Source organism: Streptomyces sp. ADMS, assembly GCF_033441795.1.
Classification (GTDB): Bacteria; Actinomycetota; Actinomycetes; order Streptomycetales; family Streptomycetaceae; genus Streptomyces.
Genome location: NZ_JAVFVX010000024.1, coordinates 26,482 through 52,510, shown reverse-complemented (window position 1 = coordinate 52,510; position 26,029 = coordinate 26,482). Strand labels below are relative to the sequence as shown.

General features: G+C 70.5%; 19 protein-coding genes and 2 pseudogenes. 7 read left to right on the top strand and 14 right to left on the bottom strand.

What is annotated here, in order from left to right; translation table 11 throughout:
- The first annotated feature begins 146 nt into the window (after window positions 1-146).
- Entirely contained in the window at window positions 147-1,676 is a 1,530-nt protein-coding gene (locus RB628_RS13435) for a hypothetical protein (protein WP_318320612.1), read from the top strand.
- A gap of 16 nt (window positions 1,677-1,692) precedes the next feature.
- On the opposite strand, the gene cyc2 is transcribed toward RB628_RS13435, so the two are convergent.
- The 4 genes from cyc2 to RB628_RS13415 form a co-directional block, all read right to left on the bottom strand.
- Window positions 1,693-3,849: a germacradienol/geosmin synthase Cyc2 gene (cyc2, locus tag RB628_RS13430; protein WP_318320611.1), complete on the bottom strand. Its 2,157-nt coding sequence runs from the start codon at window positions 3,847-3,849 to the stop codon at window positions 1,693-1,695.
- A 126-nt stretch (window positions 3,850-3,975) separates the two neighbouring features.
- Window positions 3,976-5,193 (bottom strand): damage-control phosphatase ARMT1 family protein, encoded by a 1,218-nt coding sequence (locus RB628_RS13425; RefSeq protein ID WP_318320610.1) that lies wholly within the window; start codon window positions 5,191-5,193, stop codon window positions 3,976-3,978.
- 144 nt (window positions 5,194-5,337) lie between these two features.
- On the bottom strand, window positions 5,338-5,988 hold the full coding sequence (locus RB628_RS13420; protein WP_318320609.1) for a ScbR family autoregulator-binding transcription factor: 651 nt from the start codon (window positions 5,986-5,988) through the stop codon (window positions 5,338-5,340).
- A 70-nt stretch (window positions 5,989-6,058) separates the two neighbouring features.
- Entirely contained in the window at window positions 6,059-6,982 is a 924-nt protein-coding gene (locus tag RB628_RS13415; RefSeq protein ID WP_318320608.1) for a ScbA/BarX family gamma-butyrolactone biosynthesis protein, read from the bottom strand.
- Window positions 6,983-7,212: 230 nt separating this feature from the next.
- Between RB628_RS13415 and RB628_RS13410 the strand changes: the two genes are divergently transcribed.
- Together RB628_RS13410 and RB628_RS13405 are read left to right on the top strand one after the other, a co-directional pair.
- Entirely contained in the window at window positions 7,213-7,869 is a 657-nt protein-coding gene (locus RB628_RS13410) for a ScbR family autoregulator-binding transcription factor (RefSeq protein ID WP_318320607.1), read from the top strand.
- Complete coding sequence (locus RB628_RS13405) at window positions 7,866-8,732, top strand: NAD(P)H-binding protein (RefSeq protein ID WP_318320606.1); 867 nt, start codon at window positions 7,866-7,868, stop codon at window positions 8,730-8,732. Before RB628_RS13410 ends, RB628_RS13405 begins: the two co-directional genes overlap by 4 nt.
- A 136-nt stretch (window positions 8,733-8,868) precedes the next feature.
- On the opposite strand, the gene RB628_RS13400 is transcribed toward RB628_RS13405, so the two are convergent.
- The gene (locus RB628_RS13400) at window positions 8,869-10,671 is read right to left on the bottom strand and encodes a S8 family peptidase (RefSeq protein WP_318320605.1); all 1,803 of its coding nucleotides are present in this window, start codon (window positions 10,669-10,671) and stop codon (window positions 8,869-8,871) included.
- A 480-nt stretch (window positions 10,672-11,151) separates the two neighbouring features.
- Between RB628_RS13400 and RB628_RS13395 the strand changes: the two genes are divergently transcribed.
- Window positions 11,152-12,129, top strand: a complete 978-nt coding sequence (locus RB628_RS13395; RefSeq protein ID WP_318320604.1) for a lytic polysaccharide monooxygenase — start codon at window positions 11,152-11,154, stop codon at window positions 12,127-12,129.
- 33 nt (window positions 12,130-12,162) lie between these two features.
- Here RB628_RS13395 and RB628_RS13390 read toward each other — a convergent pair whose 3' ends face one another.
- Window positions 12,163-12,822: a Tat pathway signal sequence domain protein gene (locus tag RB628_RS13390; protein ID WP_318320603.1), complete on the bottom strand. Its 660-nt coding sequence runs from the start codon at window positions 12,820-12,822 to the stop codon at window positions 12,163-12,165.
- A gap of 753 nt (window positions 12,823-13,575) precedes the next feature.
- On the opposite strand from RB628_RS13390, the gene RB628_RS13385 reads away from it, so the two are divergent.
- Both RB628_RS13385 and RB628_RS13380 read left to right on the top strand, forming a co-directional pair.
- On the top strand, window positions 13,576-14,307 hold the full coding sequence (locus RB628_RS13385; RefSeq protein ID WP_318320602.1) for a DUF6230 family protein: 732 nt from the start codon (window positions 13,576-13,578) through the stop codon (window positions 14,305-14,307).
- Window positions 14,307-14,735 (top strand): annotated as a pseudogene (locus RB628_RS13380) (DUF6114 domain-containing protein); the annotation flags it as partial. The gene RB628_RS13385 and the pseudogene RB628_RS13380, both read left to right, overlap by 1 nt.
- Before the next feature lie 29 nt (window positions 14,736-14,764).
- Here the strand turns inward: RB628_RS13380 and RB628_RS13375 are convergent.
- Both RB628_RS13375 and RB628_RS13370 read right to left on the bottom strand, forming a co-directional pair.
- Window positions 14,765-15,508, bottom strand: coding sequence for a peptidase E (locus tag RB628_RS13375; protein WP_318320601.1), 744 nt, complete (start codon window positions 15,506-15,508; stop codon window positions 14,765-14,767).
- Between the two features lie 10 nt (window positions 15,509-15,518).
- Window positions 15,519-15,737, bottom strand: a complete 219-nt coding sequence (locus tag RB628_RS13370; RefSeq protein WP_318320600.1) for a Sec-independent protein translocase subunit TatA — start codon at window positions 15,735-15,737, stop codon at window positions 15,519-15,521.
- A gap of 86 nt (window positions 15,738-15,823) precedes the next feature.
- On the opposite strand from RB628_RS13370, the gene RB628_RS13365 reads away from it, so the two are divergent.
- Window positions 15,824-17,329, top strand: coding sequence for an LCP family protein (locus RB628_RS13365; protein ID WP_318320599.1), 1,506 nt, complete (start codon window positions 15,824-15,826; stop codon window positions 17,327-17,329).
- Window positions 17,330-17,966: 637 nt separating this feature from the next.
- On the opposite strand, the pseudogene RB628_RS13360 reads toward RB628_RS13365, so the two are convergent.
- The 6 genes and pseudogenes from RB628_RS13360 to RB628_RS13335 form a co-directional block, all read right to left on the bottom strand.
- Window positions 17,967-18,300, bottom strand: a pseudogene (locus RB628_RS13360) (ArsR/SmtB family transcription factor); the annotation flags it as partial.
- Window positions 18,301-18,319: 19 nt separating this feature from the next.
- Window positions 18,320-19,399 (bottom strand): LacI family DNA-binding transcriptional regulator, encoded by a 1,080-nt coding sequence (locus RB628_RS13355; protein WP_318320598.1) that lies wholly within the window; start codon window positions 19,397-19,399, stop codon window positions 18,320-18,322.
- Between the two features lie 99 nt (window positions 19,400-19,498).
- The gene (locus RB628_RS13350; RefSeq protein WP_318320597.1) at window positions 19,499-21,868 is read right to left on the bottom strand and encodes a beta-galactosidase; all 2,370 of its coding nucleotides are present in this window, start codon (window positions 21,866-21,868) and stop codon (window positions 19,499-19,501) included.
- Complete coding sequence (locus RB628_RS13345) at window positions 21,865-23,625, bottom strand: glycoside hydrolase family 35 protein (protein ID WP_318320596.1); 1,761 nt, start codon at window positions 23,623-23,625, stop codon at window positions 21,865-21,867. Before RB628_RS13345 ends, RB628_RS13350 begins: the two co-directional genes overlap by 4 nt.
- A gap of 216 nt (window positions 23,626-23,841) precedes the next feature.
- Entirely contained in the window at window positions 23,842-25,029 is a 1,188-nt protein-coding gene (locus RB628_RS13340) for an MFS transporter (RefSeq protein ID WP_318320641.1), read from the bottom strand.
- Between the two features lie 201 nt (window positions 25,030-25,230).
- Window positions 25,231-25,560 (bottom strand): hypothetical protein, encoded by a 330-nt coding sequence (locus RB628_RS13335; protein WP_318320595.1) that lies wholly within the window; start codon window positions 25,558-25,560, stop codon window positions 25,231-25,233.
- Window positions 25,561-26,029: the final 469 nt, after the last annotated feature.

Genomic DNA, 26,029 nt, shown 5'->3' with positions numbered 1-26,029 from the left:
CGCCTCCGGCAGGTGCTCTACCCGGCACACCGGCGCACAACGAGCCACGAACGAGTGAGACTGACGCAGGGTCGGACATGGGCAGCCATAGGCGTCCGAACAACCGAAAAATCCTGTTGTCAGTGGGTGCTGTTACGTTCTGCGGCATGACCGACCACGCCCTGCGGCGGCTGCGGCAGAGCCGTTCCGCCACCGAACTGGCCGCGTTCCCCTTCGACTTCGACCTCGGCCGCGCCGATCACGGAGAGGACGTCCGCCTCGCCTCGGGCGGACCGCTGACGCCGGTGGCCGGCGACGGCGCGGGAGGTACGTATTTCGTGTGCGCGGACGGATCCGTCCTGTACGCCGACTCGGAGGGCTCGGCCGGGGTCATCGGCTCCAGTGCCGACGAGGCCCTGGAGACAGTGATCGGCCTGCCCGGCTGGCACGACTGTCTGGACCTGTCGCCCGCCGACGGTACGGAGAAGATACTCGCGCGGGTCGCGGAGACGGAGGAGGAGATCCGCGCGGACTACGGCATCGACGCCGAACGGGCCGAGCTGCGCGGCGCCCTGGGACTCCCCGAGCGCTCCCCCCTGGAGCTGATCGGCATGCTGCATTCGGCGCTGCTGCGCACCGAGCCAGACTTCCTGCTGCTCAACACGGAGGAGGGCGGCGCCTACGAGCGACTCGACCGGCATCCGCGACCACCCCTGTGGGAGCCGGTGCTCGCCCGCGGCCGGGCCGACCTGGCCGCGCTGCGGGCCGGCGGCGGTCCCACGGCGTGGGACGCGGTGGCCCGGGATCCACTGCGCCGCCGACTCGCCCTGCGGGCCGCGCAGTTCGACCGCGCGGACGGCGATCTTGGCCTGCTGCGGCATCTGGTGAGGTACGAGGCCCGGTCGTCGATGACGGACGAACTGCGTCTCGGAGCCGTCCTGGTGGGCCTGCACGGCCTGGCCGAGGACCTGCCGCTGCTGCACGAGGTCCGGGACACGGACTTCGACACGGCGTGCGGTCTGAGCGCCATGCCCGGGGCCGGGAGCACGGGCGCCGACCTGCGGCGGTGGGCGCTGGATCTGGACACGTCGATGTTCGGCACGGACTTGTCCGACGAGCCGGCGTTCACCTGGACGGAGCTGGCCCGCGACCAGGGCATGACCGAACTGGCCCGGGTCACGCTGATCCGCCTGCTGGACGAGATCGAGTTGGGACAGTATCGGCTCCGGCGGCCCGGCGGGACACCGGAAGCCCTGGACACGTCCCCGTTGCGTGCGCTCAGCCACGAGTTCCGGGAACTGGGCGACCGGTTCCAAGCGTTGCGCGCCCAGCGTCTGCTCGCCGGCCTTCAGGACACGGCCTGGGCCCGGGTGTCGGCCCGTCTGACGCAGGCCCGCCTCGAACGGGAGCTGGACCGACTGCCGCAGGCCACCGCCACGTTGGCGACGTTGCGTGCCGTCCTCACCGACCCCCGGGACACGTCCCTGCGGCTCTGGCACGGGGTGAACCTCGGCCGTTTCATCGCCGAGGAGCACTACGCCCTGACCCGCGCGCTGGCCGACGCGGACCTCCCGGAGGAGGCCCGCGCCCTGCTGGCATCCGCCGACGCGATACTCGGCGAGCTCTCGGGGAACGCCGCCGCGGGCGTACGGGAGCTCGCCGAGAAGACGGCGGAGCGGGTGCGCGGCCTCGGCTGACGGAGATCGGCCGCCGTCAGCCGATCGGCAGGGCCGGGCTGCTGCGGTCCGGCAGGAAGCCGTGGGACCTGGCGGCGAGGTGGTCGGACTTGTAGCGGGGAACCTGCCGGTGCCAGTTCAGGATGCCGGACAGCCAGTTCCGCAGCTCGGCCACATAGCCGTCCATGATCTCGCGGGCGTCGTCCGTGAGCTTGAAGTCGTCGTACAGAACCGGGAATTCATGGGCGGCGACATGCTCGAACTGCTGCATGCGCTGGGTCATCAGATCGTGGATGATGCCGAGCGCGGTCGGATAGTCGCAGCCGAAGAAGTTCTGGACGACGAGGATGCCGTTGTGGATCTCGCCTTCGTACTCGATCTCCTTCTGGTACGAGAAGACGTCGTTGATGAGCATCGCGTAGTCGGCGGCCGCGTTCTCCAGCGACTGGACGGGACCGCTGCGATAGACCTCAGGCGGGACCGACCGGCCGTGGCCGATGCGGCACAGGCTCATCGTGAGGTCCGAGCCGAAGGTGGCGCGGCGCATCTCCAGGTAGTCGACCGGGTCGGGGATGCGGTTCTGGGTCTGGTTGGCCAGTTCCCACACCCAGCTCTCGGTCATCACATCCACCGCCGCGCGGAACGTGCGCTGCTGGTCGGGGGTCATCGCGACCGTCGTACGCCGCCACAGGTCGCTGAGCCCGCGTTCCATGCCGTTGACCGGAACCGGGAACCCGTCGCCCTCGATGGGCATGCAGGCGGAGAGGCGCTCGGTGCACATGCGGGCGGCGGCCAGGTCGCGGCGGTGGCCGAAGACGAGGGGGTAGTAGTCGTCACCGTAGGTGCCCCAGGCCAGCCATGCGGAGCTGAGGTCGAGGGCGTCGGCTGTCGCGTCCGGGTGGATGCCGGCCGCGCACAGCGGAAGGTCGGCCGCAGCGAGTTTGTCCTCGTCCCAGACACCCTCCTGGAGCATGCCCATGCTGTGCGTCCAGTCGACGAGGCGGTGCCGGGCGCCGTCCAGGTGCGGGCTGAGGGTGAGCCGGAACGGCATGTAGAAGTCGGGCAGCAGGGACGGGCCGACCTTCTGGTACGGCACATGCGTGTAGGCGCGCAGGCGTTCGGCGCCGGCCGAGGCCAGGAGCGCGCCGATGTTGGCGGCGGACGTTCCGAAGGAGCCGACTCCGAATGGCCGCGACTCCCCCAGGGCTCCCTCGTTCATGTACCGGCTGGAGCGCAGATGCCACTCGTGGCCGCCCGACTGCCAGTCCTGCAACCCGCGCGTGTACGCGGCCACCGCGGCGACGTGGTCCGGCGTGAGGCCCTTCTCAAGGGCCAGCCCGGGCACTTCGGTGAGCGCGGTGTGCTCGAACTGGTGGAGCCGTGAGGTGAGGATGTCGTTGACGGTGTCGGCGGCCTCCTGGGTCGTGCACCCGAAGAAGGTCTCCAGGACCAGCACGCCGTTGCTGAGCTCGCCCTCGTCCTCGACCTCCCGCTGGTAGGAGAACAGGTCGTTGCGCAGGTGGACGCCGTCCGAGAAGGTCTCCATCAGCACCCTGAGTGGCCTCGACTCCGCTACGGAGACGGGCACTTCGGCGGTCGCGTACTCCACGAGCCCCGCCGACCAGGGCGCACCGCCGACCTTGCGGCGCATCTCGATGTACTCGACGGGGTTGGAGATCCGTCCCTCGTTGATGTTGGACAGTTCCCACATCGACTCGTTCAGCAGATGCTCGGTGGCGACGGCGAACCGCCTGCGCCAGTCCACGGACATCGACGGAACCGTGCGTGCCCACAGGTCGGCGAGGCCCGCCTCCACCGGATTCCGCGGCTCCGGTACGGGTGTCGAGAGGTCGAGCGGCATGAACAGGGGCAGCCGGTCCAGATAGGCCTTGCCGCCGTCCCGGTCCTGGCTGCGCTTGAACACCTCCAGGAAGTGGTCGTCGAAGAAGAAGACCCACACGTACCAGTCGGTGATGAGCGAGAGGGCGGGGCCGTCGCAGTCGGGGTGCGTGTACGCGCACAGCAACCCGTAGTCGTGTGCGTCGAGGTCGGACTGCTCCCAGACGCCTGAGCCCTCCAGCATCCCCATCTCCCGTGCCCAGACGGTCGAATGGGCACGCGCCTCGTCCAGATGCGGGTTCAGCCGCGCGGGATACGGCATGTAGAAGTGCGGGAGTACGAACGGCTGTGTCATGAGCGGGGCCCTACCCCTGGCCCGGACGCGCCATCCACGGCGCGGCACATGATCACACCATCGCGTGAATCAGGATTGATTCCGGGATTCCGGACGGGCATTGTGAGTTCACTCGACATGCGAGCCCTACGACGACACCTGAATCACCGCACGCGTACCGCTGGTACGCCAGCGCTGCCCTTCCGCGGCGACGAGTGCCGACTCGGTGCGCGCGTCGAGGCCGACGATCACGTCCGACTTCAGGGTTCGCAGGGCGGCCACCGGGCCGGGAAAGTACGCGGTGACGTCCGCGAACGGCGTCGTGGGGGGCCGGAGTTGGTCACCGACCAGACGGCGGTAGTTCAGGTCGCCCTTCATCACCGTGACCGTGGCCGAGGCGAACTCCCCGCGAAGGTCGCCGGGCATCGCGGCGTAAGGGAGCGGGGCGCAGGAGAAGGGGTGGGCGCGTACCGCGAGCCGGCCGTCGCCGATCGCGGACCAGAGACGGCGGCCGTACGCGGCGGCCGCCCCCGGCGCTCGGGCAAGCCGGCGCAGGGCGTCGACCACGTCGGCGGTCGTCGCGTCGGAGACGAAGTACGGGTGCGGTTTGACGTGCAGGACGGCGCGTTCGGCGTATCCCCGGGTCAGCAGATGGTCCAGGAGCAGCAGGTCGGGGACGAGTTCCCGGCCCGCGTTGTCCGCGACCAGACACACCGTGCCGGCGTCGCGCCGGGCGGGCCGGAGCAGCGACCAGAGGACCTCACTGTCGTCGGCGACGATTCCCGCCGCCTCCCCTCCTTCGTCCGCGCCGGAGAGCCGGAAGCCGAGGTCGGCCCGGTTGCCCCAGAGCGACCCGTGGAGCAGGGCGCGGGCCTGTTCCTCCTCGGGCCTGGTCACCAGGTCGTCGAGTGCGGCCAGTTCCCCGTCGGTCTCGGGGGCGTCCAGTTCGGCGAGTTTGAAAGGGCGGAAGGGGTCGATCCCTCGCCAGGCACCCCCGGCTTCGCGACCCCCACCGCTCGCCCCGCGACTCCCGAAGTACCCGACCGCTTCGAGAAGCTGACGGTAGAAGTACCCCTCCGCCCACAGCCACGGCACGTCGAACCAGGACCGGCCCGCATACTGGTGGGTCCCCCACTCCTCCCACTGATCCCGGTCCTGGGCCCCGGCGGGGAGCGGTTCGACGACTCCCTCGGTGCAGTTCTTGAGGAGTGCGTCGAGGGCGCGATGCTGCTCCGGGCCGTACGGGAAGGCGTCCCGCACCTTCTGGATGAGCGCGGGATGCCGTTCGGCCAGCACGCTCCAGGGGAAGGAGCCCTCCTCGTTGCCGAGGATCACGGACGGGGACACGGAGTCGGAGGCAGGCATGCGTCTCACCGTACCGTCCGCGAAACCGCGCGCCCCGGGACGTCACCGCGCGCGGACATGCGGCCCGAAACCCACAGCCCAGTTCGGACCGCTCGGACCGAACCGCCCGGCCCGCACACCGGACCACCGCCCGCGCCGCCCGTCTCACGCCACCGCTCTTGTCTCCCGCTCCAACTGCGCCACCAGACTCAGATACCGCGCCCGCCTCGGCGTCGGGACAAGCGCCCGGATGGTGAGCCGCCACATGTCCGCCGTCCGGCGGGGCTGGCGCGCCACCGGCTCCACCGCGCGACTGACCACACGGCTGCCGACGAAGAAGCTGACGAGGGAGTGCGCCATCGCGTCGACGTCGACGTCCGGATGTACGTCGGACTCCTTGACCGCGCCGAGGAGTTTGCCGGAGGCGATCTCCGACCACTCTCGGAACGGGTGTCGCAGAGGCGGCCGTACGACCACGTCGCCGGCGGCGAGACGCAGGCCCGCCCTGGAGACCGGGCCCTCGACAGCCATCCGCGTGAGCCCGAAGGTGATACGGATCAGCGCTTCGAGCGAGGAGCAGCCGCGGCCGTCGATCTCTCTGGCCATCCGCCGGGAGGTCCTGGACTGGATCTCCAGAATGGCGTGGGCCAGATCCTCCTTCGCCGCGAAGTGGAAGTAGAGGGCGCCCTTGGTGACATGGGCGTGCTCGACTATGTCGCTCAGGCTGGTCGATTCATAACCGTGGCGGTCGAACAGGTCGGCCGCGGCCGTGATGATCGTCGCTCGGGTCTGCTCGGCGCGTAACTGCCTCGCCATCGGCGCCACCCCTCCCCACCGTCGGAGCTCCCGAACTCCCTGAAGAAAAACGGGATATGCCGTTTGTTTCTTACTCCCTGTACAAGATAGCCGACCGTTCCGCGGTGCCCACCACACACTCGAAAACCGTGCGCCCCTCCTGTGTTCCCACGACCTTCAGGGCCCCGCCGCCTTCACACGTGGACTCGATCCAGGTGGGCACGTCCAGTTCGGCGAACTGGTGGAACGTCGTGTCGAAGGCCACCGGTATCAGGCCGCCGCCGGTGCCCGTTCGCGCGAGCGCGGCCTGCCGCGCGGACTCCAGGAGCAGCATGCCCGGTATGTGATCAAGCGGATGGTCGAAGAAAACAGCATGACCGGTATCAACTCGCAACTGCCAGTGACCATCGGCCTGCCGGGGAAGCGCCAGGACCACATCGGCCGCCGCGTCCCGGCCCACCTCGGTGGCCGGCAGGCCCGGCGGAACGGGCAGCGCGGTCACGGTGGCCGCGCTCCGGCCGCCGCGCAACCGGCTGAAGACGGCGCCGCTGGTGCAGGTGAAGGCGACGTCGGCGTGCGCGACCAACTCGCCGTCAAGCCGTACGTCGGCCTCATAACGGGCCGAGACCAGGCGCTTGCCACGATGACGGATGTCGGCGAAGGTGATGTCGACCACGGGTTCGGCCGGGACCGGTCCGACGCCCAGGTGCTCGGGGAATGTGGTGATCCGGAATTCCTGGAGCACGAACTGGTGGTCCAGCGGCACCTCGTACTCGGTGTGGTTGAGCAGGGTTCCGGCCTGGCGCACGGTCTCCACGACGAGCAGCGGATCGTACGTGGTGCGGTCGGGCGACACGTGTAAACAATGGACACGCGGCCATTGCGCGGAGACGCTGAACCGGTCGGTCCCCGTTCGGGACCAACCGGTGGGGAACGTTTCCGCGATCGCCGCGCGGTGCACGAGTTGACGCGGAACGCCCGCTGTCATGGTCGGGATTTCGGCCGACTGCGGCATTGGAAGCAATGTCTCTCCTCGGTCCCACGTACGGCGTGGCAGCCGGAAAGGCGCCCGCCTCGGTGAGCGATAGAGTACGAGGCGACCGGTTTGTTTTCAACGAGATCAGTCGGCCCGGCCCTATGATCGGCGGTTCCGGCGCACCTGACCACGCGCCGTCACGCACCAGCACGGCGCCGGTTCGGCACTGCAACGGAGACCGGCCAACTGGGCGCCAGGGAGGGCCTCTTATGGCGAAGCAGGAGCGCGCCATCAGGACGCGCAGGGCGATCCTGGAAGCGGCGGGCGCGGTATTCGACGAGCACGGCTACACCTCCACGACCATCGCGATGGTGCTGGAACGGGCCGAGGTCACCAAGGGCGCCCTGTACTTCCACTTCCCTTCCAAGGAGTCGCTCGCGCAGGCGGTGCTCGACGAGCAGGTGCCGTTCGGCAGTGTGCCGTCGCAGCCCTGCAAGCTGCAGGAGATCATCGACATGACGTTCGTGGTCGGCCAGCGACTGCTGACCAACTCCCTGCTGCGGGGCAGCGTCCGGCTGGCGGTCGACCAGGAGACGCCGAACCACGTCGACCACTCGGAGCCCTTCCGGCAGTGGTCGGAGCGACTGACGTCGCTGATGGAACAGGCCCGTGAGCAGGGCGAGTTGCTGCCCACGGTGGATCCACCGGAGACGGTGGACCTGCTGGTCGGCGGCTTCACCGGCATTCAGCTGATGTCGCGGGCGATGACCGACCGGGCGGATCTCGGCCACCGGTTGTCCGTGCTGTGGGCGCACATCCTGCCGAGCATCGCGGTGCCGGGGCTGCTGCTCGGCCTCGACAGCAGGGAGGACCGGGGTGCCCGGGTCCTCTCGTCGATCGACTCCCCCGACCTGAAGGCGTCGTGATCCTGCTGACCGGCGCGACTGGCACCGTCGGCCGTCTGGTGGCCAGGCGCCTTCCCGCCACCGAGCCGGTACGGCTGCTGGCCCGCGACCCCGCCCGCGCCGCCGCCCTCGCGGGCCCGGGCGCCGAGGTGGTGGGCGGGGACTTCGAGGACCCCGCCAGTCTGCGCCGGGCACTGACCGGCGTACGGTCGGCGCTGCTCGTCACCGCGAACCCGCTGACGCATGCCCATGACGAGAACTTCCTGACGGCCGCCCGCGCGGCGGGAGTCGGGCACACGGTGAAGCTGACCACGCTGTCGGTGACCGAGCCCGGCGCCACCGATCTGGTCACGGAGTGGCAGCGGGAGAACGAGCGGCTGCTGCGTGCCTCGGGCCTGTCCTGGACCCTGCTGCGACCGCGCGCCTTCATGTCCAACACGCTGGGCTGGGCCCGTTCGATCCGGGCGGAGGGCGTGGTGCGGGGCGCGGACGGCACGGTGGCGACCGCGGCGATCGACCCGCGGGACATCGCGGATGTGGCAGTAGGGGCACTCACGGACGCGGCGGGGCACGCGGGGCGGGCGTACGCGCTCACCGGACCAGCCGGGATCACTCCGGTGGAACAGACGGAGATCCTGGGCGAGCTGCTGCAACGGCGACTGAAGTTCGTAGAACTGACCGAGGATCAGGTACTGCGGGGACTGCTCGCACGATATCCGGAACCGGTCGCCCACGCCCTCGCGGAGAGTGCCGCGCGGGGACGGCACGGGTCGAAGGGGCAGGTGGAGCCGACCGTGGCGGAGTTGCTGGGCCGGTCGGCGCGCGGGTACCGGGAGTGGACGGCGGAGCATCTGGCGGAGTTCGGCGGCCCCGCTCCCGGGTGACGAACCAGGGGCTCGCACACACGACGGCGGGCCGGCCGGCGTCCATCCACGCCGACCGGCCCGCCCGTTCATGTCACACCGTCAGTTCACCTGAACCGGCGGGTGGCTGGCCGCACCGGGCCTGAGGACCAGAAGATCAGAAGGTGAGGTTCCAGCCGTTGATCCTGCCGGTGTCCGCGGAGGCCACGTCCTGGACGCGCAGCTTCCAGGTGCCGTTGGCGACCTCGCTGGAGGCGTTCACCGAGTACGTGGTGTTCACGTTGTCGGCGGAGTCCGAGGTGCTGGATGCCTTCAGCCGGTAGGCCGTGCCGTCGGGCGCCACCAGGTCGATGACCAGGTCACCGCGGTAGGTGTGGGTGATGTCGACGCCGACCTGGAGGGCCGAGGGAGCGTTGCCGGTAAGGCCGCTGACGGCGATCGAGGACTCGACTGCGGAGCCGTTGTCCGGGATGGAGACGGCGGTGGTGGAGGAGAAGACCGACCCGGTCGTACCGCCACCGGTGCCGCTCACGGCCTGCACGGTCTTGGTGGCGTCGGCCAGGCCGGCGCCACAGCCGCCCGAGCAGGTGCCGGGCAGGGCACGGGAGTTGGTCTTGATCGCCGACTCGATCTGGGCCGGGGTCAGGGAGGAGTTCGCCGACTTCATCAGCGCGGCGAGACCGGCGATGTGCGGGGCGGCCATGCTGGTGCCCTGGTAGTAGGCGTACGACTCGGTGGACGGACCCTGCGTACCGGAGTTCAGTGTGGACAGGATGCCGTTGGCGGTGCCGGTGCTGGTCTGGCCGCCCGGGGCCGCGATGTCCACGGTGGAGCCGAAGTTGGAGTACGAGGCCTTGGCGCCGGTGCGGCTGAGCGCGGCCACCGAGATCACGTTGTTGCAGCTCGCCGGGGAGTAGTTGGCGGCGTTGGCGTTGCTGTTGCCCGCCGCGACGACGACCGTGGTGCCACGGTTGACGGCGTTGTTGATCGCGGTCTGGGTGGCGGAGGTGCAGGATCCGCCACCGCCCAGGCTCATGTTGATGACCTTGGCGACATTGGCGTTGGCCGGGACGCCGGAGACGGTACCGCCGGACGCCCAGGTGATGGCGTCGATGATGTCGGAGTCGTAGCCGCCGCACTTGCCGAGGACGCGCACCGGGGAGATCTTCGCGTTGTACGCGATGCCCGCGACGCCCTTGTTGTTGTTGGTGGCCGCGGCGATGGTGCCCGCGACGTGCGTGCCGTGCCAGGAGGAGTCGCTGGCGGGGGCGCCGGCCTGGCACTCGTTCGCTGCGGACCAGTCGCCCGGGTCGGCCGGGTTGCTGTCACGGCCGTTGCCGTCCACCGAGACCGCGGTGTCGGAGATGAAGTCGTAGCCCGCGACGATGTTGGCGGCCAGGTCGGAGTGGGTGACGTAGCCGGTGTCGATGACGGCGACGGTCACACCGCTGCCGGTCGCGGTGTCCCACGCACCCGGGACGCGCATGCCCGCGGTGGCCTCGAAGAGGTCCCACTGCTTGCTGTACTCGGTGTCGTTCGGGTCGGCCTGCGGCTTGTTGAGGCGGTCCGGCACGACGTAGGCGACCTGCGGGTCGGCCTGGTACTCGGCGATGACGTCGGCGACGTCCGCCTTGCTGAGCTGCTCGCCCAGGTCGACGAGGGCAGCACCGGTGCCGAGGCGGCGCTGGAAGCCCAGGCTCTCGCCGGCCGCCTTGCCCTTGGTGACGGCGTCGGCGTCGGCGGCCTGGTTCGACTTGGCCTCGGCGGCGCCGGCCTTGTAGCCGACGATGAGTCGCTCGGCCGGGGCGGCGACCGCCTGCGCGGCGGCTTCCGGGGCGGCGGAGGCGGCGGGCTCCTGGGCGAAGGCGACCGAGGTGGTGGCCGCGGCCACCAGAGCGGCGGAGACAGCGGCGGCGGATATCAGCTTCCGCCCCGTGACACGGGTGGGTGAGGTACGCAAGGGCTTGCCTTTCGGGGCCGTACTCCGGGCCGCGCGGGCGGCGAGGAGTGGCGGGCGAATCGCTTCGTCGTCGAAGCGGCGGGGGGTGCGGTTCGAAAAGCGGCGCGGTGGCCGGCCAAGCGCGAGCGGCCCGTTCCGGGGTTACCTATGGGGCGGCTGTGGTGGAACAGTAGGCAAAGGGAAGGTCATCCGGATACAGGGGAAACCCTCGATCAGTCCGGATCCCCACCCTTGATCACCGAAAACCGCCCCTGAACAGCGGCCAGTTGACCGGGTTGGGTGAGTTGCGGTGGATTGCCGGCGCCTGGGACAGGTCGTCGTGACCGGTAAGGCAGGGGCGAGGCAGGATTGACGTCCTGCCTCCAGGTGCCGTCCGCCGGTTGAACGCGACGCGCCCGCTTCCCGTACTGCCCGAAGGCAGACCCGTCCCGGGTCGGCCGGCAGCAGAACTGTTCCCCCTCGGTCGAGGAGACGTCCCGGATGACCGCCCGCCGCCGAACGTTCCCGGTCGCCGTACTCGCCGGCACCGCCGCCGTCGCGGCGCCGCTGCTGCTCACGTTGTCAACGGCGGGTCCCGCGCAGGCGCACGGTGCGCCGACGACACCCGTCAGTCGGGCCTTCGCCTGCTCCCCCGACGGCGGCAGTACGGCCGGTACGGCGGCCTGCCGGGCGGCGCTCACCGCGAACGGCGGGGCGCCCTTCACCTTCTGGGACAACCTGCGGGTCGCGAACGTGAAGGGCCGGGACCGCGCGGTGATCCCCGACGGCCGCCTGTGCAGCGGCGGGCTGCCCGACTACCGGGGGCTCGACCTCGCGCGCTCCGACTGGCCCTCGACCACGCTGTCGCCGGGCGCGCGGCTGACGATGACGTACCGCTCGACGATCCCGCACACCGGCACGTTCAAGATGTTCCTGACGAAGCCCGGGTACGACCCGGCCGAGCCGCTGACGTGGTCCGACCTGCCGGACCGGCCGTTCGCCGAGGTCACGGATCCCGCGATGACGGGCGACGCGTACCGCGTCGTGATGACGCTGCCGCCGGACCGTACCGGGCGCCATGTGCTGTACACGGTCTGGCAGAACTCCAGTACGCCGGACACGTACTACTCCTGCTCGGACGTGGTGTTCCCGGAAGCGAAGAGCAGCGTCGGCGGATCCGGTGGCTCCGGCAGCTCCAGGGCGTCCGCCACCGCCACTCCCGCGGCGCAGCCCAGGCCGACCACTCCGACCGGGCGGGCCACTCCGACCGATCCGGCCGGGCAACCGGCACAGGCCGTGGAGACGGGACGGGCGGCGGAGTCCGCCGACTCCGCCGCCCCACAGGCCGGCACCGTGACCGGCACCCCGGTGGCGTCAGCCACCGACGACGCCGGGCCGCGGCAGGTGGTCGCGGGCGGCGCCGCAGCCGTGTTGCTCGCCGTGGTCGCCGCCCTCGTTCTGCGGCTGCGCCGCCGGTGAACACCGTCCGCACAGCCGCCTGTTGATCAAATCTCAGTTCACGAAGACCGTGGCATCGCCCTGCGTCACGTCCTGCACGGGGGCGTACTTGGCGGTGAAGTAGCCGCTGCTGAAGCACAGCGACGAACCGGACGACTTGGTGAACGCCTGGGCGGTGAAGTTGATGCTGTTGTCGGCCTCACCGGCCGTGCCCGACAGGCTGGGTGCCTGGTAGACGCAGTTGATGCTGCCCAGCAGGGTGCGCAGCACCACGGTCGTCTGGATGGTGGAGCCCTCGGCCGGGGTGACGGTGACGGCGCCGTCGGAGCTCACCGCGGTCGTGTACGGCAGGTTGTTGACGGTCACGCTGGTCACCCCGAGCACACCGAGGACGTTGCTGGTGCAACTACCGAAGGTGTGTGCGGTGACCGTCTCGGTCGCGATGCCGGGCGCCGCGGGGTTGTCGGTGACCTCCGCCGTGAAGGTCGACGCCGCGCACGAGACACCACTGGTGCCGGTCGCGCTGGAGTAGAGCGTGGCCGCGGTGCCGGTGGCGAGGGAGGCGCTGAGGACGTCGCCCACGGCGACGGCGTCGCCGGCCGCGCTGTTGACGGTGAGCACGGTGTCGGCGGCGGACGCGGGGGTGACCGCGGCGACCGAGAGTCCGGCTACGGCGGCGGCGAGGGCGAGGGCGGAGCGGGTACGAGTACGCATTGCGGGTGCCTCTTTCTGGAACTGGGGGTGGTGGGGGTGGGGGGTTGGGGGGGTGGTGTCGTCGGGGTCAGGACGCGCGAACGAACGCGCACAGGACGCATGAAGGGCGCGGGAAAGACGCCGGTGCCGATCCGTTATGCCTTCTCCGTACATGACGGACCGGCAACGACAACCGGCCGGTGACCGGCAGGAAGGCTTGGAGGGAGGCTTCCTGCCGGACCGGGCGGGACAGGGCGAACCGGCGGCGGCCCAGGGGGGAAACGGCCGTGCCGGTGCCTCGGAGGCGGACTTCGGAACGAGCTGTGAGTCCGGGAAGAGCGGTGACTCCACCGCTGCGGATCCGGCGCCACGGATCCGGGGAAACCACGAGAGTTCTAGACCTGAGGGACCGTCAACGTCAAGGCATCGAACGGAAGTTGATGTCATCGATTGCACTTTGCTTGAACTTGCGCGCGCTTCTCCGAACCCTTGCGACATCCCCCGAAGAGCCCTCCGGACGCCCCGGACGGCCCTCGATCCCGCCGCGAAGTCACAGGTGGCGCATAATCCGCACCCTTTTTCCACAACTCCCTTGACCCTCGAAAGTAACCACGGGTAACTTCCTCGGCGGCTACTGGAGCGTAACCGTGAAAGCCCTTGCAACCGCCGGGAGTTGCGAGGAGACGTTTCGCCTCAGCCGCTGTCCGCGCCAGGACAACGCGCCACTGAAGCCCGACCAGCACTGACGCACTGATCTATGCAATGGGAGCAGCCATGGCCTCGTCCTCGGACGTCTCGTCGTCCGCCGGATCCAACCCCGAGCAGCCGGAGGGCGGCAACGCCTCCGGAGGCGACGGGGGCGCGGGATCCTCCAACGTGTCCGAATTCTTCGATGGTGCCGGAAAGGGCTCCGAACGACGCGGGCGGGTCCGTGGACGCCGCGCCGCCGTGATGGCGGTGCCGGCGGCCCTGGTCGCCGCGACGCTCGCGGTTCTCACCGCCGAGGGCGCCCTGGGCGTCCAGTTCGCCATCTCGGGCATGCCGTTCACGGTCACCGCGACCGAGCTGAACGGCACCGGCTTCGAGCAGTTCGGCGGCCTCGACCACATGATCGAGAACAGCCCGAACGAGGGTGACACCGGCGGCCAGGTGCTCATCGTCACCTCCGCGATCAAGAGCGCGACGCTCACCAAGCTGTGCCAGAGCGTCGACCTCGGAGGGGTCAACCTGCTGATCAAGGCGGGCAGCAGCGGCACTCCGGTGAGCGCGACCGACCTGACGACCGACTCCACCGAGCTGTCGGGCAACGCGTCCTTCACCAACATCGAGATCGGCAACGACGCCAGCACGCTCACCAAGGCGGGCGTCAAGGGTCCGGCCGGTGTCTTCAGCCAGCAGGCGGACACCGTCCACATCGCCAATCTGCGGCAGACCAACTACGCGACCACGGCGGCCGTGTTCAAGCTGCCCGGGCTGAAGCTGAGCTTCAGCGAGTCGGGTTGCTGATGTCGGCCATCGACAAACAGGGGGTGGGGCCCGCCTTCAGAACCTGGCGGGCCCGCCGTCCGTTCCTGGCCGGGGTGCTGCTCACCCTGGGCGGCGCGGAGATCCTGTTCACCGTGAAGGCGTCGCTGAAGGTCGTCCTGCACATCGGTATGCAGGGGCTGGCGGGCTATCTGCTGCCGACGCTGATGATGGTGTGCGGTCTGCTGATCATCTTCAATCCCGCGCAACGCCTGTTCTACTCGATCGTCGGCATCATGCTCACGCTGGGCACGTGGGTCACCTCGAACCTCGGCGGCTTCTTCGTCGGCCTCACCCTGGGAGCCGTAGGCAGCTGTATGGCGTTCGGCTGGCTCCCGGACCAGGAACCGCGTGTCAGCCGCCGTCAGCGGCGCAGGGACAAGCGGCAGCGAAAGGCAGCCGAGGCTGCCCCGGTGACCGCCGAATCCGCGGCGGACGGTCAGGAAGACACCGGAGAAGGCAGCCTGCGCGGCTCGATGCGCTCCTCCACCACCGACTCATCTTCGCACCTCACGACGTAGGCACCCCTGCCCGGCAACTCCGCGACCGCCTCGACGAGTTCGGTCCCTCGGTAGACGAGGCCGACCCCGTCGTCGGTGCAGTGCGTGGTGGGCAGGGTGCCGTCGGCGACGAGCCGGTGGACCAGCGGGCGGCGGCCCGCGTCGCTGTCGTAGTGCACTCCGTTGCCGTACGGCAGGAATCCCAACGCGTCGTTGAGCGGACGGAGTTCGGGACCGAAAGAGTCGGTGGTGCCGCCCCTGAACCAGCAGAGGGAACCCGCGCTCACGCCACTGAGTACCACGCCGGCCTCCCAGGCGCGCCGCATGATCCGGTCGAGGCCGTGCACCCGCCACACCGCCAGCAGATTCGCCACCGAGCCGCCCATGACCCAGACGACGTCCTGTTCGAGCACCGTGCCCTCGACGTCATCGAGGTTGGGCATGGGGAAGAGCTGCAACGGCATGAGGTCGAAGCCCGCGACCCGGGCGGCCTCGCCCATACGGGCGGTGAAGTGCTCGGCGTCCCCGATGGCCGTCCCGACGTACAGGACGCGTGGCCTGCGGCCGTGGGCGCCGGAGAGGTCGACGGCGTGATGCACGAGGGCGTCGAACGCCACCATGGTCCGGCCGCCCGTGCGGTGTCCGCCGGAGGTCGCGAGGATGGTCGGTTCGGAAGCGGCCATGCGGATGATCCTACCGATCGACGACGGGCCGAGCGGAGAGACCCCCCACCTGCGAAGACCCCTCCCCCACCGGCCCGTCCGCCTTCATCGCCCGCGCCTCGTTCTTGAGGATGCGCATCGAACTGCCCCTGGCGCGTGCCGTGTCCGGCAGCTTCTTCGAACCGAACATCGCGATGAAGACGATCGCCACGAGCAGCAGGTGCCACGGTTCCAGTCCGTTTCGGAGCACAACCTCACCGCCCTTCCTTTCGTCACACATAACAGTTGCCACTCTGCGCAACTGCACAACCAAGGTGAGACGTCAGAAGGGCGCCGATGACCACCAGCAGCAGGCGGGCCGTACCCGCGCGCCACCGGCCCGCCGCGGGCACGCGGGGGCGCAGGCCGGGACGCAGAGGGCGGCCGGCACTGACCGTCTGCCTCTCGCTCCTGCTGCTCGTCGCGGCCGGCGCCGGCTGGGTCTATCTGAAGCTCGACGGCGACATCAAGACATTCGACGCGGGCGGCCTTTCCGACGACCGTCCCGCCGCCGACTCGTCCAAGGGCGAGAACGTGCTGGTCATCGGCTCGGACGCGCGCAACGACGGCAACGCGGCGCTCGGCGGCGGCGACGTGAACGACATCGGCCGCTCCGACACCGCCTTCCTGCTGCACCTCTACGCCGACCACAAGAACGCCGTCGCCGTCTCCATCCCCCGCGACACCCTGGTGACGATCCCGCCCTGCAAGCTGCCGAACGGCAAGTGGACGACCGCACAGCCGAACACCATGTTCAACCAGGCCTACTCGGTCGGCGAGACCGCCAGGGGCAACCCCGCCTGCACCCAGAACACGGTCGAGCACATCACCGGTCTGCGTGTCGACCACACCGTCGTCGTCGACTTCAAGGGCTTCGCCGCGCTCACCGACGTGGTGGGCGGGGTGAAGGTCTGCCTCCCCCAGAACGTGTACCAGCGGGATCTCAACCCCAACCTCACCACGCGCGGCAAGCTGCTCTTCGAGAAGGGCGAGCAGACGGTCTCCGGGCAGCAGGCGCTGGACTACGTGCGGATCCGGCACGGCATCGGCGACGGCTCCGACATAGGCCGTATCAAACGCCAACAGGCCTTCGTGGCGAGCCTGTTGAAGGAGGTGAAGGGCAACGGCCTGACGCCGACCAAGCTGCTGCCCCTCGCCGACGCGGCCACCAAGTCCCTGACCGTCGACCCCGGTCTCCACTCCGCCGACAAGCTGATCTCCTTCGCGATGACACTGAAGGACATCGACCTGCACAACACGAAGTTCGTCACCATCCCGTGGCGGTACGAGGGTGCACGCGTCGCGATCGTCGAACCGGACGCCAGTGAACTCTGGGCCGCCCTCAAGGCGGACCGCACGCTGGACGGCAAGGACGCGAGCGGCAGGAAGAATGCCTCCCCGAGCACCCGTCCCACGGCCACTCCGACTCCCGTGTCCGGCAAGGGAATCACCGTCACCGTCTACAACGGCACCACCGTCACCGGCCTGGCCGCGAAGGCCGCCGCCGAGCTGACCGCCGACGGCTTCACGGTCACCGGCACGGCCACCGCGCGCAGCCAGGACCATACGACGACGGTCATCGAGTACGGCCCCGAGCACAAGTCGGACGCCCAGACCGTGGCCCGTGCCTTTCCCGGCGCGGCGATCCAGCCGGTGCCGGGGACGGGGGTCAACGTGGTCGTCGGCGAGTCGTACACGGGCGGCTCCACGGCCGCGCCGCAGCCCACCACGATCCCGGAGGACGTCGCCGAGGGAGCCCGCTCGGCGGACGACAGCCCCTGCTCGAACCTGACCTACGGTTGACAGACACCCCGTCGGCGCCGAGCGACGGCGAGAGCACCCCCGTACGGCCCCAGCACGACCCCCAGAGCCGCGTGGTACGGCCCGCCAGCCCGCCCAGCCCCAGCGGCGGGCCGAGCGCGGGGACACCGACGGTGGCAGGCCGACGGTGGCGAGCGCGGCGCCGCCCGCCCGACCCGCGGCCCGGCCCCCGCCGCCGCGCAGGAGCAGCATCGCCACGGCCTGGGTGAGCAGTTCTCGGTGAACCGGGCCGAGTGGAGGTCGGCAACCGGGATCTCCCGGTCCTGCGGCGACCAGCTCGCCTCCGGGCGGCGCAGGACCGTCGCGGCACCGGCGACCAGCTCGCGCAGCCCACCGAGAAAACGTTCCGCTCGATGCTCGCCCGAGGCGCGCGGCACACAGCTGACGGCGACCAGCGACAGGATCACCGAGGCCGTCCCCCAGGCCGTGACGGACCCCGGAACGAGCCCGAGACAGAGCGGTACGGCGGTGAAGGGGTCCCGCGGACTCAGTACGAACCGGCCGGGCCACCGGGACGATGTTCTCGCCGACCGCCGCCGACCGGGCCTCGGCCTCGCCGTCGGTCAGACCGCGCGAGAAGCGGTCGAGCCGTTGCGGCGTCCGGAGATCGGACTCCACGGAGGCACCGTACGGGGGTGTTCTCAACCCTGTCGGCCCGCCCCCCGACCAGCAGCCGTACGACGGTGACGAATGTCGGGGTCGTCGGCGAAGTACACCTGCCGGCGTCCTTCGCGCCGTGCCCGTACGAGCCCGGCCAGTCTCGGTCTGGTGAGGTGCTGGCCGGCCGCGGGCAGCGCGCCGCCGACCCGGTCGGCGAGCCCGGTCACATCGCTCTCGCCCTGCGCCGGCGCCCACACGATGTGCAGCCGGGCGGGCGAGGCGAGCAGCCCGAACACCCCGGCGGACTCCGCCAGCACCTCAGGGGCCTTATCGTCGAAACCCGCCGCCCCCACCTGTCGCCACCGGCCCGGTTCAGGCCGGTGCGGGACCCGTGCTGCGCCGCACGATGAGGTGGGCGGGGATGACGGTGACAAGGCCTGCGTCCGATTTCGTACCCGTGTCCGCCCGACCGTCGATCCGCGCGAGGAGCAGCCGCAGCGACCGGGTGCCGATCTCCTGGAAGTCGGTGCGGATGGTGGTGAGCGGGGGCAGCAGATGGGCGGCTTCCGGGATGTCGTCGTAGCCGACGACGCTGACGTCGTCCGGGACCCGGCGGCCGGCCTCGTGGAAGGCACGCAGCGCGCCGAGCGCCATCTGGTCGTTGGAGGCGAAGACCGCGGTGACGTCCGGATCGCGGGCGAGCCGCCGGCCCAGTTCGTACCCGGAGTCGGCGCTCCAGTCACCGACGAGCGGCTCGGGCACCTCCGCCCCGGCCTTCTCCAGGCTCTCGCGCCAGCTCGCCGCCCGGCGTTCGGCGGAGGTCCAGCCGGTCGGTCCGGCGATGTGCCGGACCGTACGGTGACCAAGGTCGAGCAGGTGTTCGGTGGCCGCGCGTGCTCCGCCGCGGGAGTCCGCGGTGACCATCGGAGTGTCGTCGCCGAGGGCGTTGTCCATCACGACGAGGGGGATGTCGAGGTGGGCCTCCGCGAGCGCCCGGCCGACCCGCCGCTGCGGCGCGATGGCGATGACCCCGTCGGCGCCCTCCGCCGACAGCCGGTCCACGGCCTGGACGACGGTGTCCCGGTCGGCGGTGTCGAGGGCGATGGAACTGAGCAGGTAGCCGGCGTCCTGGGCGGCGGTGTTGATCGCGGTGAGGGTGGAGGCGGGTCCGTAGCGGGCCGCGTCGAAGGAGATCACCCCGAGCATCCGGGTCCGCCCGCTGGCCAGCGAACGCGCGCTGCGGCTCGGCCGGTACCCGAGCGAACGCATGGCCTCCAGCACCGCCTCGCGGGTCTCGGCCCGGACGGCCGGATTGTCGTTGAGCACCCTCGACACGGTCTGTTTGGAGACGCCGGCCAGCCGTGCCACGTCGTCCATCACCGGCCGCGTTCCCGCGAAGTTGCGTCGGCTGCGCCCCTTGGGAGCGGCGCCGCCACCGGCACTTCGGATCATGGGGATGCATCCTTCGGCTTCGTCCCGCGGGTGGCGGTCGAGTCCCGCCCGGCTGGCCCACAGGATAGGCCGCCGGGCGCCGGTCACCACCGACAGGCCCTACCCCAAGATCACGTGAGTCCGGACCGTGACCCACTCGACGCGCGTGATCGCGGCCTCCCCGGCCGGCACGGGCACCGGCAGGTGCACGGGTGCGTCGGCGGCGAACGGCAGCACCTTCACCCGCAGCCCGCCGACGGCGCGCAGGATGCCGTCCGGAAGGCGGTCGAGGCCGATCTCCCAGACCCGCCCCGCGAAGAACTGGTCGGCGACCAGCGTCTCCCCCGCATACGCGCGGGCCACATCACCGGTCCAGTGGATACGCAACAGCGTTCCGGTGCGCGGGAGTTCGTCCGGTAGGCCGATGAGGTACTCGGCGGCTGACGTGTCGAAGTGCTTGTCAGCGGGTGCACTGGCCCGGTCGAGTACGCCGGTGACGGTGTCGGGTGCGGGTCCGGCCGCCCGGACGAGGGACACGTCGAGGGTGCCTGAGCTGCCGCCCGCCGGGAGCGTGTACCGGGTGAACACCCCGTCGGCGGCGACTCCCAAATTCTCCCCGGGAGGCGTCGCGGGGGCGGGCAGCGCGGCGAACGACGTCTCCGCCGCCGCACTGTGCAGCCGCACCTCCCCGGCCGGCTCGTCGAAGACGACCCCGGCCCCGTCGCCGCACAGGACCAGTCGCTCGGCGCCCCAGGCCATACCCCGGTAGGCGGTACGGGCGGTTGCCTCGTCCAGCACCAGCAGGCCGACCTGTCCGCCGTCCGGCGTCCCGACCTCGACGAGGGCATCGGTGCCGGGTCGCAGCCCGGTGACGAGGAAGCGTCCGTCAGCGGACACGACCTGCCCCATGGGCGTGTGCACGTACCTCAGGGTTGCGATGTCCAGGGCCAGCTCGACGGGAATGCCGTCCGTGGCGGCCAGCACGAGGACGGTACGTCCACCGGCGTCGACCGTGCACACCGGCTGTGCGGTGGCCCAGTCGAGCCGCAGTCCGGCCACGTCGAGCCGTAACGGCCAGCAGAAATAGACACCTTGAGGGACAGTCACTGGCGCACTGGGAAACGTAAGTTCGGAGACTTCGGGGAACTCCACGGTGAACGACGTGTCCGGGCGGTCCGGCAACGGCTCGTGCGGCTGATGGTTGTTGACGAAGAGAAAGCCGGAGTCACCGTCGCTCCGGACCGCCCAGCGCAGCGTCTCCAGGTCGTCCTGCCCGGCCGGCTGCCGCTCCGGCAACACGCAATCCATGGGCGCGATGCGATCGCCGAGGTCCGCCAACAGCAGGTGCTGGAGGCGCAGTTCGTCGTACGATGGCCGGTACTGCCCGTACTCGCCGAGCGGTGCCTGGAAGTCGTACGTCAGGACGGGGAGGTCGTTCGGGTAGCCGGTGGCGTGCGACTCCTGGAGGGTGGTCAGTTCGCCCGCCGGGTTGGTGCCGCCGTGGAACATGTAGTAGCCCTGCCAGACCGAGCCGCACCCGATCTTCGTGAGCCCCAGTGCGCCGACGTCGGCGGCGTCGACACGCGGCCGACGGTGGTAGGCGACGGCCATTCCGCCGCCCAACTCGCAGGTGGCCCAGGGGAATCGGTCGGTCGGCGCGGGTTCTCCGCCGCGCACGTGTGTCGGTCTCAGATCGGCGCCGATGCCCTCGTCGTCGCGCTGGCGGGTGAAGAAGAAGTGCTTGCGGCAGGTGTCGGACCAGCCGCCGTCCCACTCGGTCCAGAAGGTCTCGGTGTAGCCGCCGTACAGCGGAAGCAGTTCGTCGGGCGGGAGTTGCACGCCGCCCCAGGCTGTCGAGGTCCACAGCGGTGCGCTCAGCCCGGCCTCCTGCGCCATCCGCTTCAGGGTGAGGAGGTGGCCGGGCCGGTCGTACAGCTCGTTCTCGATCTGGATGGCGACGATCGGACCGCCGTGCGCCCGGTCGAGCCCCTTCAGCTGCTCGGCGATCGCGGTGAACCAGCCGCGTACGGGTTCCAGGTAGGCGGGTTCGTCGGTGCGGGGTGCGCGGGCGCGGGCGAGGAGCCAGTCCGGCAGCCCGCCGTTGCGTACCTCGGCGTGGCTCCAGGGTCCGATGCGCGGGATGAAGTCGAGGCCGTGACGGGCGCAGAGTTCGGCGAAGCGGCGCAGGTCGCGGTCGCCGTCGAAGCGGATCCGGCCCTCGGTCTCCTCGTGATGGATCCAGATGAGATAGCTGGCGACGGCCGTCACTCCGGCCGCCTTCATCTTCAGCAGCTCCTCCTCCCACCCCCCGGCCGGGTAGCGGCTGTAGTGGAACTCGCCGGAGACGGGGAACCAGGGACGTCCGCCACGGGTGAACCAGCGGCTGGTCACCTCGACCGGGTCGGCGGCTCCGGGAGCGTCCGCGAAGGGGAGGTGCTTGGTGAGCGGGGGTCCGGCCGACGCGGGTATCCGGACGGAGTGGTGGGTCATGGCTTCACCGGTCCGAGGTCCGGGGTGTCGGTGAGCAGGACCTGCGCGGACGTGGTGGCGTTCAGTTCAAGGAGCACCAACGTGTTGGCGCCCGGGCGCAGTACGGGTGCGGGGACGTAGAGGGTGCGCTGCGGGCCGCGGTTCCAGTAGCGACCGAGGTGGAAGCCGTTGATCCAGGCCTGGCCCTTGGTCCAGCCGGGCAGTGACAGGAAGGTGTCGGCGGGGCCGTCGACCTCAAACGTGCCCTGATAGAAGGCGGGTTGGGCGACCGGGCTCGCTTCGGCGGGTGCGAAGGGAATCGCGCTGAGGTCGTCGAGGGTGAGGGGGTGACTGTCCCAGCCGCGCAGGGCGGTGCCGTTGTAGGCGACCGGCCCGAGGAGCCCCTTGGGTGAGCCGATGCGCGGCCCGTAGTTGACCCCGCCCATGTTCTCCACGAGCACCTCGACTGCCGCTCCGGCAAAGGGAATCCGGACGGGCAGGGACTCGTCGTGCCGCTCGCGTTCGAGTACGCCGACGGGTGCGCCGTCGACGAACACCTGCGCCCGGTCGCCCACCCCACCGGCGAAGTGCAGCAGCCCGTCGCCCGCGAGAGGAGCGGTGGTGCGGTAGAGCACGTAGCCGGCGCGCAGCCCCAGTTCGTCCATGGTCACCGGGTCCTCGGTGCGCACGGGCTTGGCAAGGAGCCCCACATGGGGCAGCAGAGGTGCCCGTTGCCCCAACTCGACGACAGTGCGCGGGAGTTTGAGGCTCGGCGCGGGAACCGGTTCGTCGGGGACGGGCGCGTGCCGGGCGATCACCTCGCGGAAGGCGTGGTACTTCGGTCCGGGGTCGCCGTTCTCGGTGAGGGCGGCGTCGTAGTCGTAGGACGTGACCATGGGCTGGTAGGCGTGGTCGTGGTTGGCGCCGTTGGTGAAGGCGAAGTTGGTGCCGCCGTGGAACATGTAGATGTTGACGGACGCACCCGCCGAGAGCAGCCGGTCCAGGTCATCGGCGGCGTCGGCCGCGTCCCGGGTGTGGTGCTCCTCGCCCCAGTGGTCGAACCAGCCGATCCAGAACTCCGCGCACATCAGAGGCCCTTCGGGGTGATGCGCCCGCAGCTCCTGCAGCGACCTGTCGACTCTGCTGCCGAAGGTGCCCGTGGTGAGCACTCCGGGCAGGCTGCCGGCCGCCAGGTGCTCGGGGTTTGCCTGGTCGCAGGTGAAGAGCAACTCCCCGATCCCGCGCGAGCGCAGGGCCTCCGCGAGATGTTCGAGATACGCGGCGTCGTCGCCGTACGCGCCGTACTCGTTCTCCACCTGGACGGCGATCACGGGACCGCCCGACTCGGCGAGGAACGGCAGCAGGGGCGGCAGCAGCAGGTCGAGGTAGCGGTCGATGGCACCCGTGAAGCGGGGGTCGCTGGAACGCAGCCGGATGTCGGGGTCGGTGGTGAGCCAGGAGGGCAGCCCGCCGCCATCCCACTCGGCACAGATGAACGGGCCGGGCCGCAGCAGGACGTGCAGCCCCTCCGCCTTGGCCAGCCGCAGATAGCGCGGCAGATCGAGAATGCCGTCAAGAGCGAGGGTGCCGGGCTCGGGCTGGTGGAGGTTCCAGGGGACGTACGTCTCCACGGTGTTGAGACCCATCAGGCGGGCCTTGCGCAGCCGGTCGGCCCACTGCTCGGGGTGGACGCGGAAGTAGTGCATCGCGCCGGAGATGATCCGGAACGGTTCGCCGTGCAGGAGGAAACCGGCGGACGTCGTTGTCAGGGCGGGCATGTGGGGACTTCCCTTCGGTGGGCGGATTTCCAGCCGTTCGCTGGAGGCGAGGTGGCCGGTGGAGGTCGTGGACGTTGTGGAGGTCGTGCTGGTCGTGGACGTCGGTGCGCGTCATGCAAGTCGGTGCAGGTCGTGAAGGTCGCGCAGGTCGATGCAGGTCGTGATCGGTGCACGTCGGTGCAGGTCGTGAAGGTCGCGCAGGTCGATGCAGGTCGTTCAGTCGGCCCGGGTCGCCCGGATCAGCCAGCCCGTGGCCGCCAGGCACAGCGCCGAGACCCCGCTGAGCAACAGCGGCACGGCCCGTACGCCGGACCACTCGATGGCCTTGCCGAGCGCCGGTCCCGCGGCCACTCCCCCGGCCATCGACGCGGCGATCACCACGGCACCGGCTCTCCGGGCCCGTGGGGCGGCCCGGCCGAGCCAGGGCAGTCCGGTGGGAAAGATCGGTGCGATGAAGAGGCCGACGCCCGCGTAGGCGTAGGGGGCGAGTTCGGGTACGGCGGCCAGCAGCAGGCAGACGGTCATACCGGCGCAGGACACCGCGATGATCGACTGCGGGGAGAAGCGCAGGGCGAGCGGGGCCACCAGGAAACGGCCCACGGTCATCATCAGCCAGTACACGGAGGTGGCCGTGGCGGCGGCTGTGGCCCCGTATCCGACCGTCTCCAGGTGCGTCGGCTCCCAGCCGCCGACGCCCGCCTCGATGCCCACGTGCAGGACATAGAGGGTGACGAAGACACCGAGCACGGAACCCATACTGCGGGCGAGCACCTGGCCGCCGGGGGCGGCGGGGGCGGCGGACTGGGGCGCGTGGGTCGGGCGCGGCTGATGTTCCCGTACGCCTCGAAGGCACAGCAGCAGGGGCAGGTTGGCGAGGGAGAAGGCGAGGAAGACGGCCGGATAGTGCTCGGAGCCCACCGCGCCGATCAGCGCCGGCCCGAGGATCGCGCCGATACCGAAGTGGGCGTTGAGGATGTTCAGCATCGCCGTCGAACGACGGCCGAAGCCGACCGCGAACAGCTGGTTCAGGCCGTAGTCGATTCCGCCGAAGCCGAGCCCGGCGAGCAGGGCGGCGGCCAGGGCGAGAGGCCAGTTCGGCGCCAGCGCGAAGCCCGCGGCTCCCCCGGCCATCAGGAGATACGAGCTGCCGAGGACGCGCCGGTTGCCGATCCGCGCGTACAGCCGGTCGAAGAGGAGCACCCCGCCGACCCCGCCGGCGAAGTGGGCACTCAGCCCGAGACCAGCGGCCGACGGAGAGAGCCCGTACTCGTCGCGGAAGGCCGGGATCGCCGGGCCGTACAGGGCCTGGAGGGCCCCGATGAGTACGAAACCGACGCAGGAGGCGACCACGGCGGCGGGGCTGAAGACGGGGATGGCCGGGACGATGGGGGTAGCCGATGTGATGGGGGTGGTCCGTCGCTCGGTGACCGCCGGTCGTCCGTCGGGTTGATCGGTCACGTGGACTCCCGTCACCTGTGGTCGAGAACGCGGCGGTCTCGTCCTCGCGCCGGTGCGGGGACGGCAACGATGTTACCGGTAACATTTATGCCGTCAAGATCCCCCGAGGCCTTTCGCCCCAGGGGATTCGGGAGGGAGCCGGCGGGATCAGCCGCCCACGCCGCGCGACCAGCTGGGAACGCTCCCGGCCAGTCGGCAGGCGACGACGTACAGGGGTATCGGCGGGGTGTACGGGGAGTCGCCCTCCGGGCTGTGGATCAGCCGGGGCCAGGCGGACGGAGATGCCGGCCGGGTGCGCGTCCAGGACGGGTCCGCCAGTTGGGCACCGACCGCGTAACGAGTGCTCTGCGGCCAGGTGACACCGAGGTGGGAACCGGACGGGACGATCCACCACCAGTACTGGTCGTCGGCGAAGACACAGCCGACGCGGGGCAGGCTGTCCATGATCCGCTGCCCGTACTCACGGGACGTGCCCACGGCGTCGCAGCCGAGGCCGGCGGTGAGTCGGGCGGGGAGAACAAGGCGATTGGGGCGGCCGAGGTGACCGGTGCGCTCACGCGGGGGCTTGGTGGACGGGGGTGCGTGGAGCGGCGGGGGCGTGAGGTGGGGGGCGGACCGGGCTGAGCAAGGCAGGTGGGATGTGCGGGACGGTGGGGACGGGTGGGTGACCGGGCTGTGCGGGCGCGGGTCAGGAGCGGGAGTAGGGGTGATGCGGGGCTGGTGTTCCATACGGTCCATATGAGGCGGTTCCTTCGGCCGAGTGGGGGACGGGCCGGGTACGGTGCGGGGCCGACGGGTGCCTAGGTGCGGCTGCGGCGGCTTGTACTGCGTGGGCGGGGGGCGCGGTGGGCTGCGCGATGTGGGCGGGGATTGCGGCGGGCTGTCTGACGTGGGCGGCGGGTAGCTCGGCCAGTACCGCGTGCGACATGGGCGCGGCGAGGGCGGC

Coding starts and splice junctions, on each gene's coding strand:
- RB628_RS13435 (WP_318320612.1), top strand. CDS start 147: ATGACCGACCACGCCCTGCGGCGGCTGCGGCAGAGCCGTTCCGCCACC.
- cyc2 (WP_318320611.1), bottom strand. CDS start 3,849: ATGACACAGCCGTTCGTACTCCCGCACTTCTACATGCCGTATCCCGCG.
- RB628_RS13425 (WP_318320610.1), bottom strand. CDS start 5,193: ATGCCTGCCTCCGACTCCGTGTCCCCGTCCGTGATCCTCGGCAACGAG.
- RB628_RS13420 (WP_318320609.1), bottom strand. CDS start 5,988: ATGGCGAGGCAGTTACGCGCCGAGCAGACCCGAGCGACGATCATCACG.
- RB628_RS13415 (WP_318320608.1), bottom strand. CDS start 6,982: ATGCCGCAGTCGGCCGAAATCCCGACCATGACAGCGGGCGTTCCGCGT.
- RB628_RS13410 (WP_318320607.1), top strand. CDS start 7,213: ATGGCGAAGCAGGAGCGCGCCATCAGGACGCGCAGGGCGATCCTGGAA.
- RB628_RS13395 (WP_318320604.1), top strand. CDS start 11,152: ATGACCGCCCGCCGCCGAACGTTCCCGGTCGCCGTACTCGCCGGCACC.
- RB628_RS13390 (WP_318320603.1), bottom strand. CDS start 12,822: ATGCGTACTCGTACCCGCTCCGCCCTCGCCCTCGCCGCCGCCGTAGCC.
- RB628_RS13385 (WP_318320602.1), top strand. CDS start 13,576: ATGGCCTCGTCCTCGGACGTCTCGTCGTCCGCCGGATCCAACCCCGAG.
- RB628_RS13375 (WP_318320601.1), bottom strand. CDS start 15,508: ATGGCCGCTTCCGAACCGACCATCCTCGCGACCTCCGGCGGACACCGC.
- RB628_RS13365 (WP_318320599.1), top strand. CDS start 15,824: ATGACCACCAGCAGCAGGCGGGCCGTACCCGCGCGCCACCGGCCCGCC.
- RB628_RS13355 (WP_318320598.1), bottom strand. CDS start 19,399: ATGATCCGAAGTGCCGGTGGCGGCGCCGCTCCCAAGGGGCGCAGCCGA.
- RB628_RS13350 (WP_318320597.1), bottom strand. CDS start 21,868: ATGACCCACCACTCCGTCCGGATACCCGCGTCGGCCGGACCCCCGCTC.
- RB628_RS13345 (WP_318320596.1), bottom strand. CDS start 23,625: ATGCCCGCCCTGACAACGACGTCCGCCGGTTTCCTCCTGCACGGCGAA.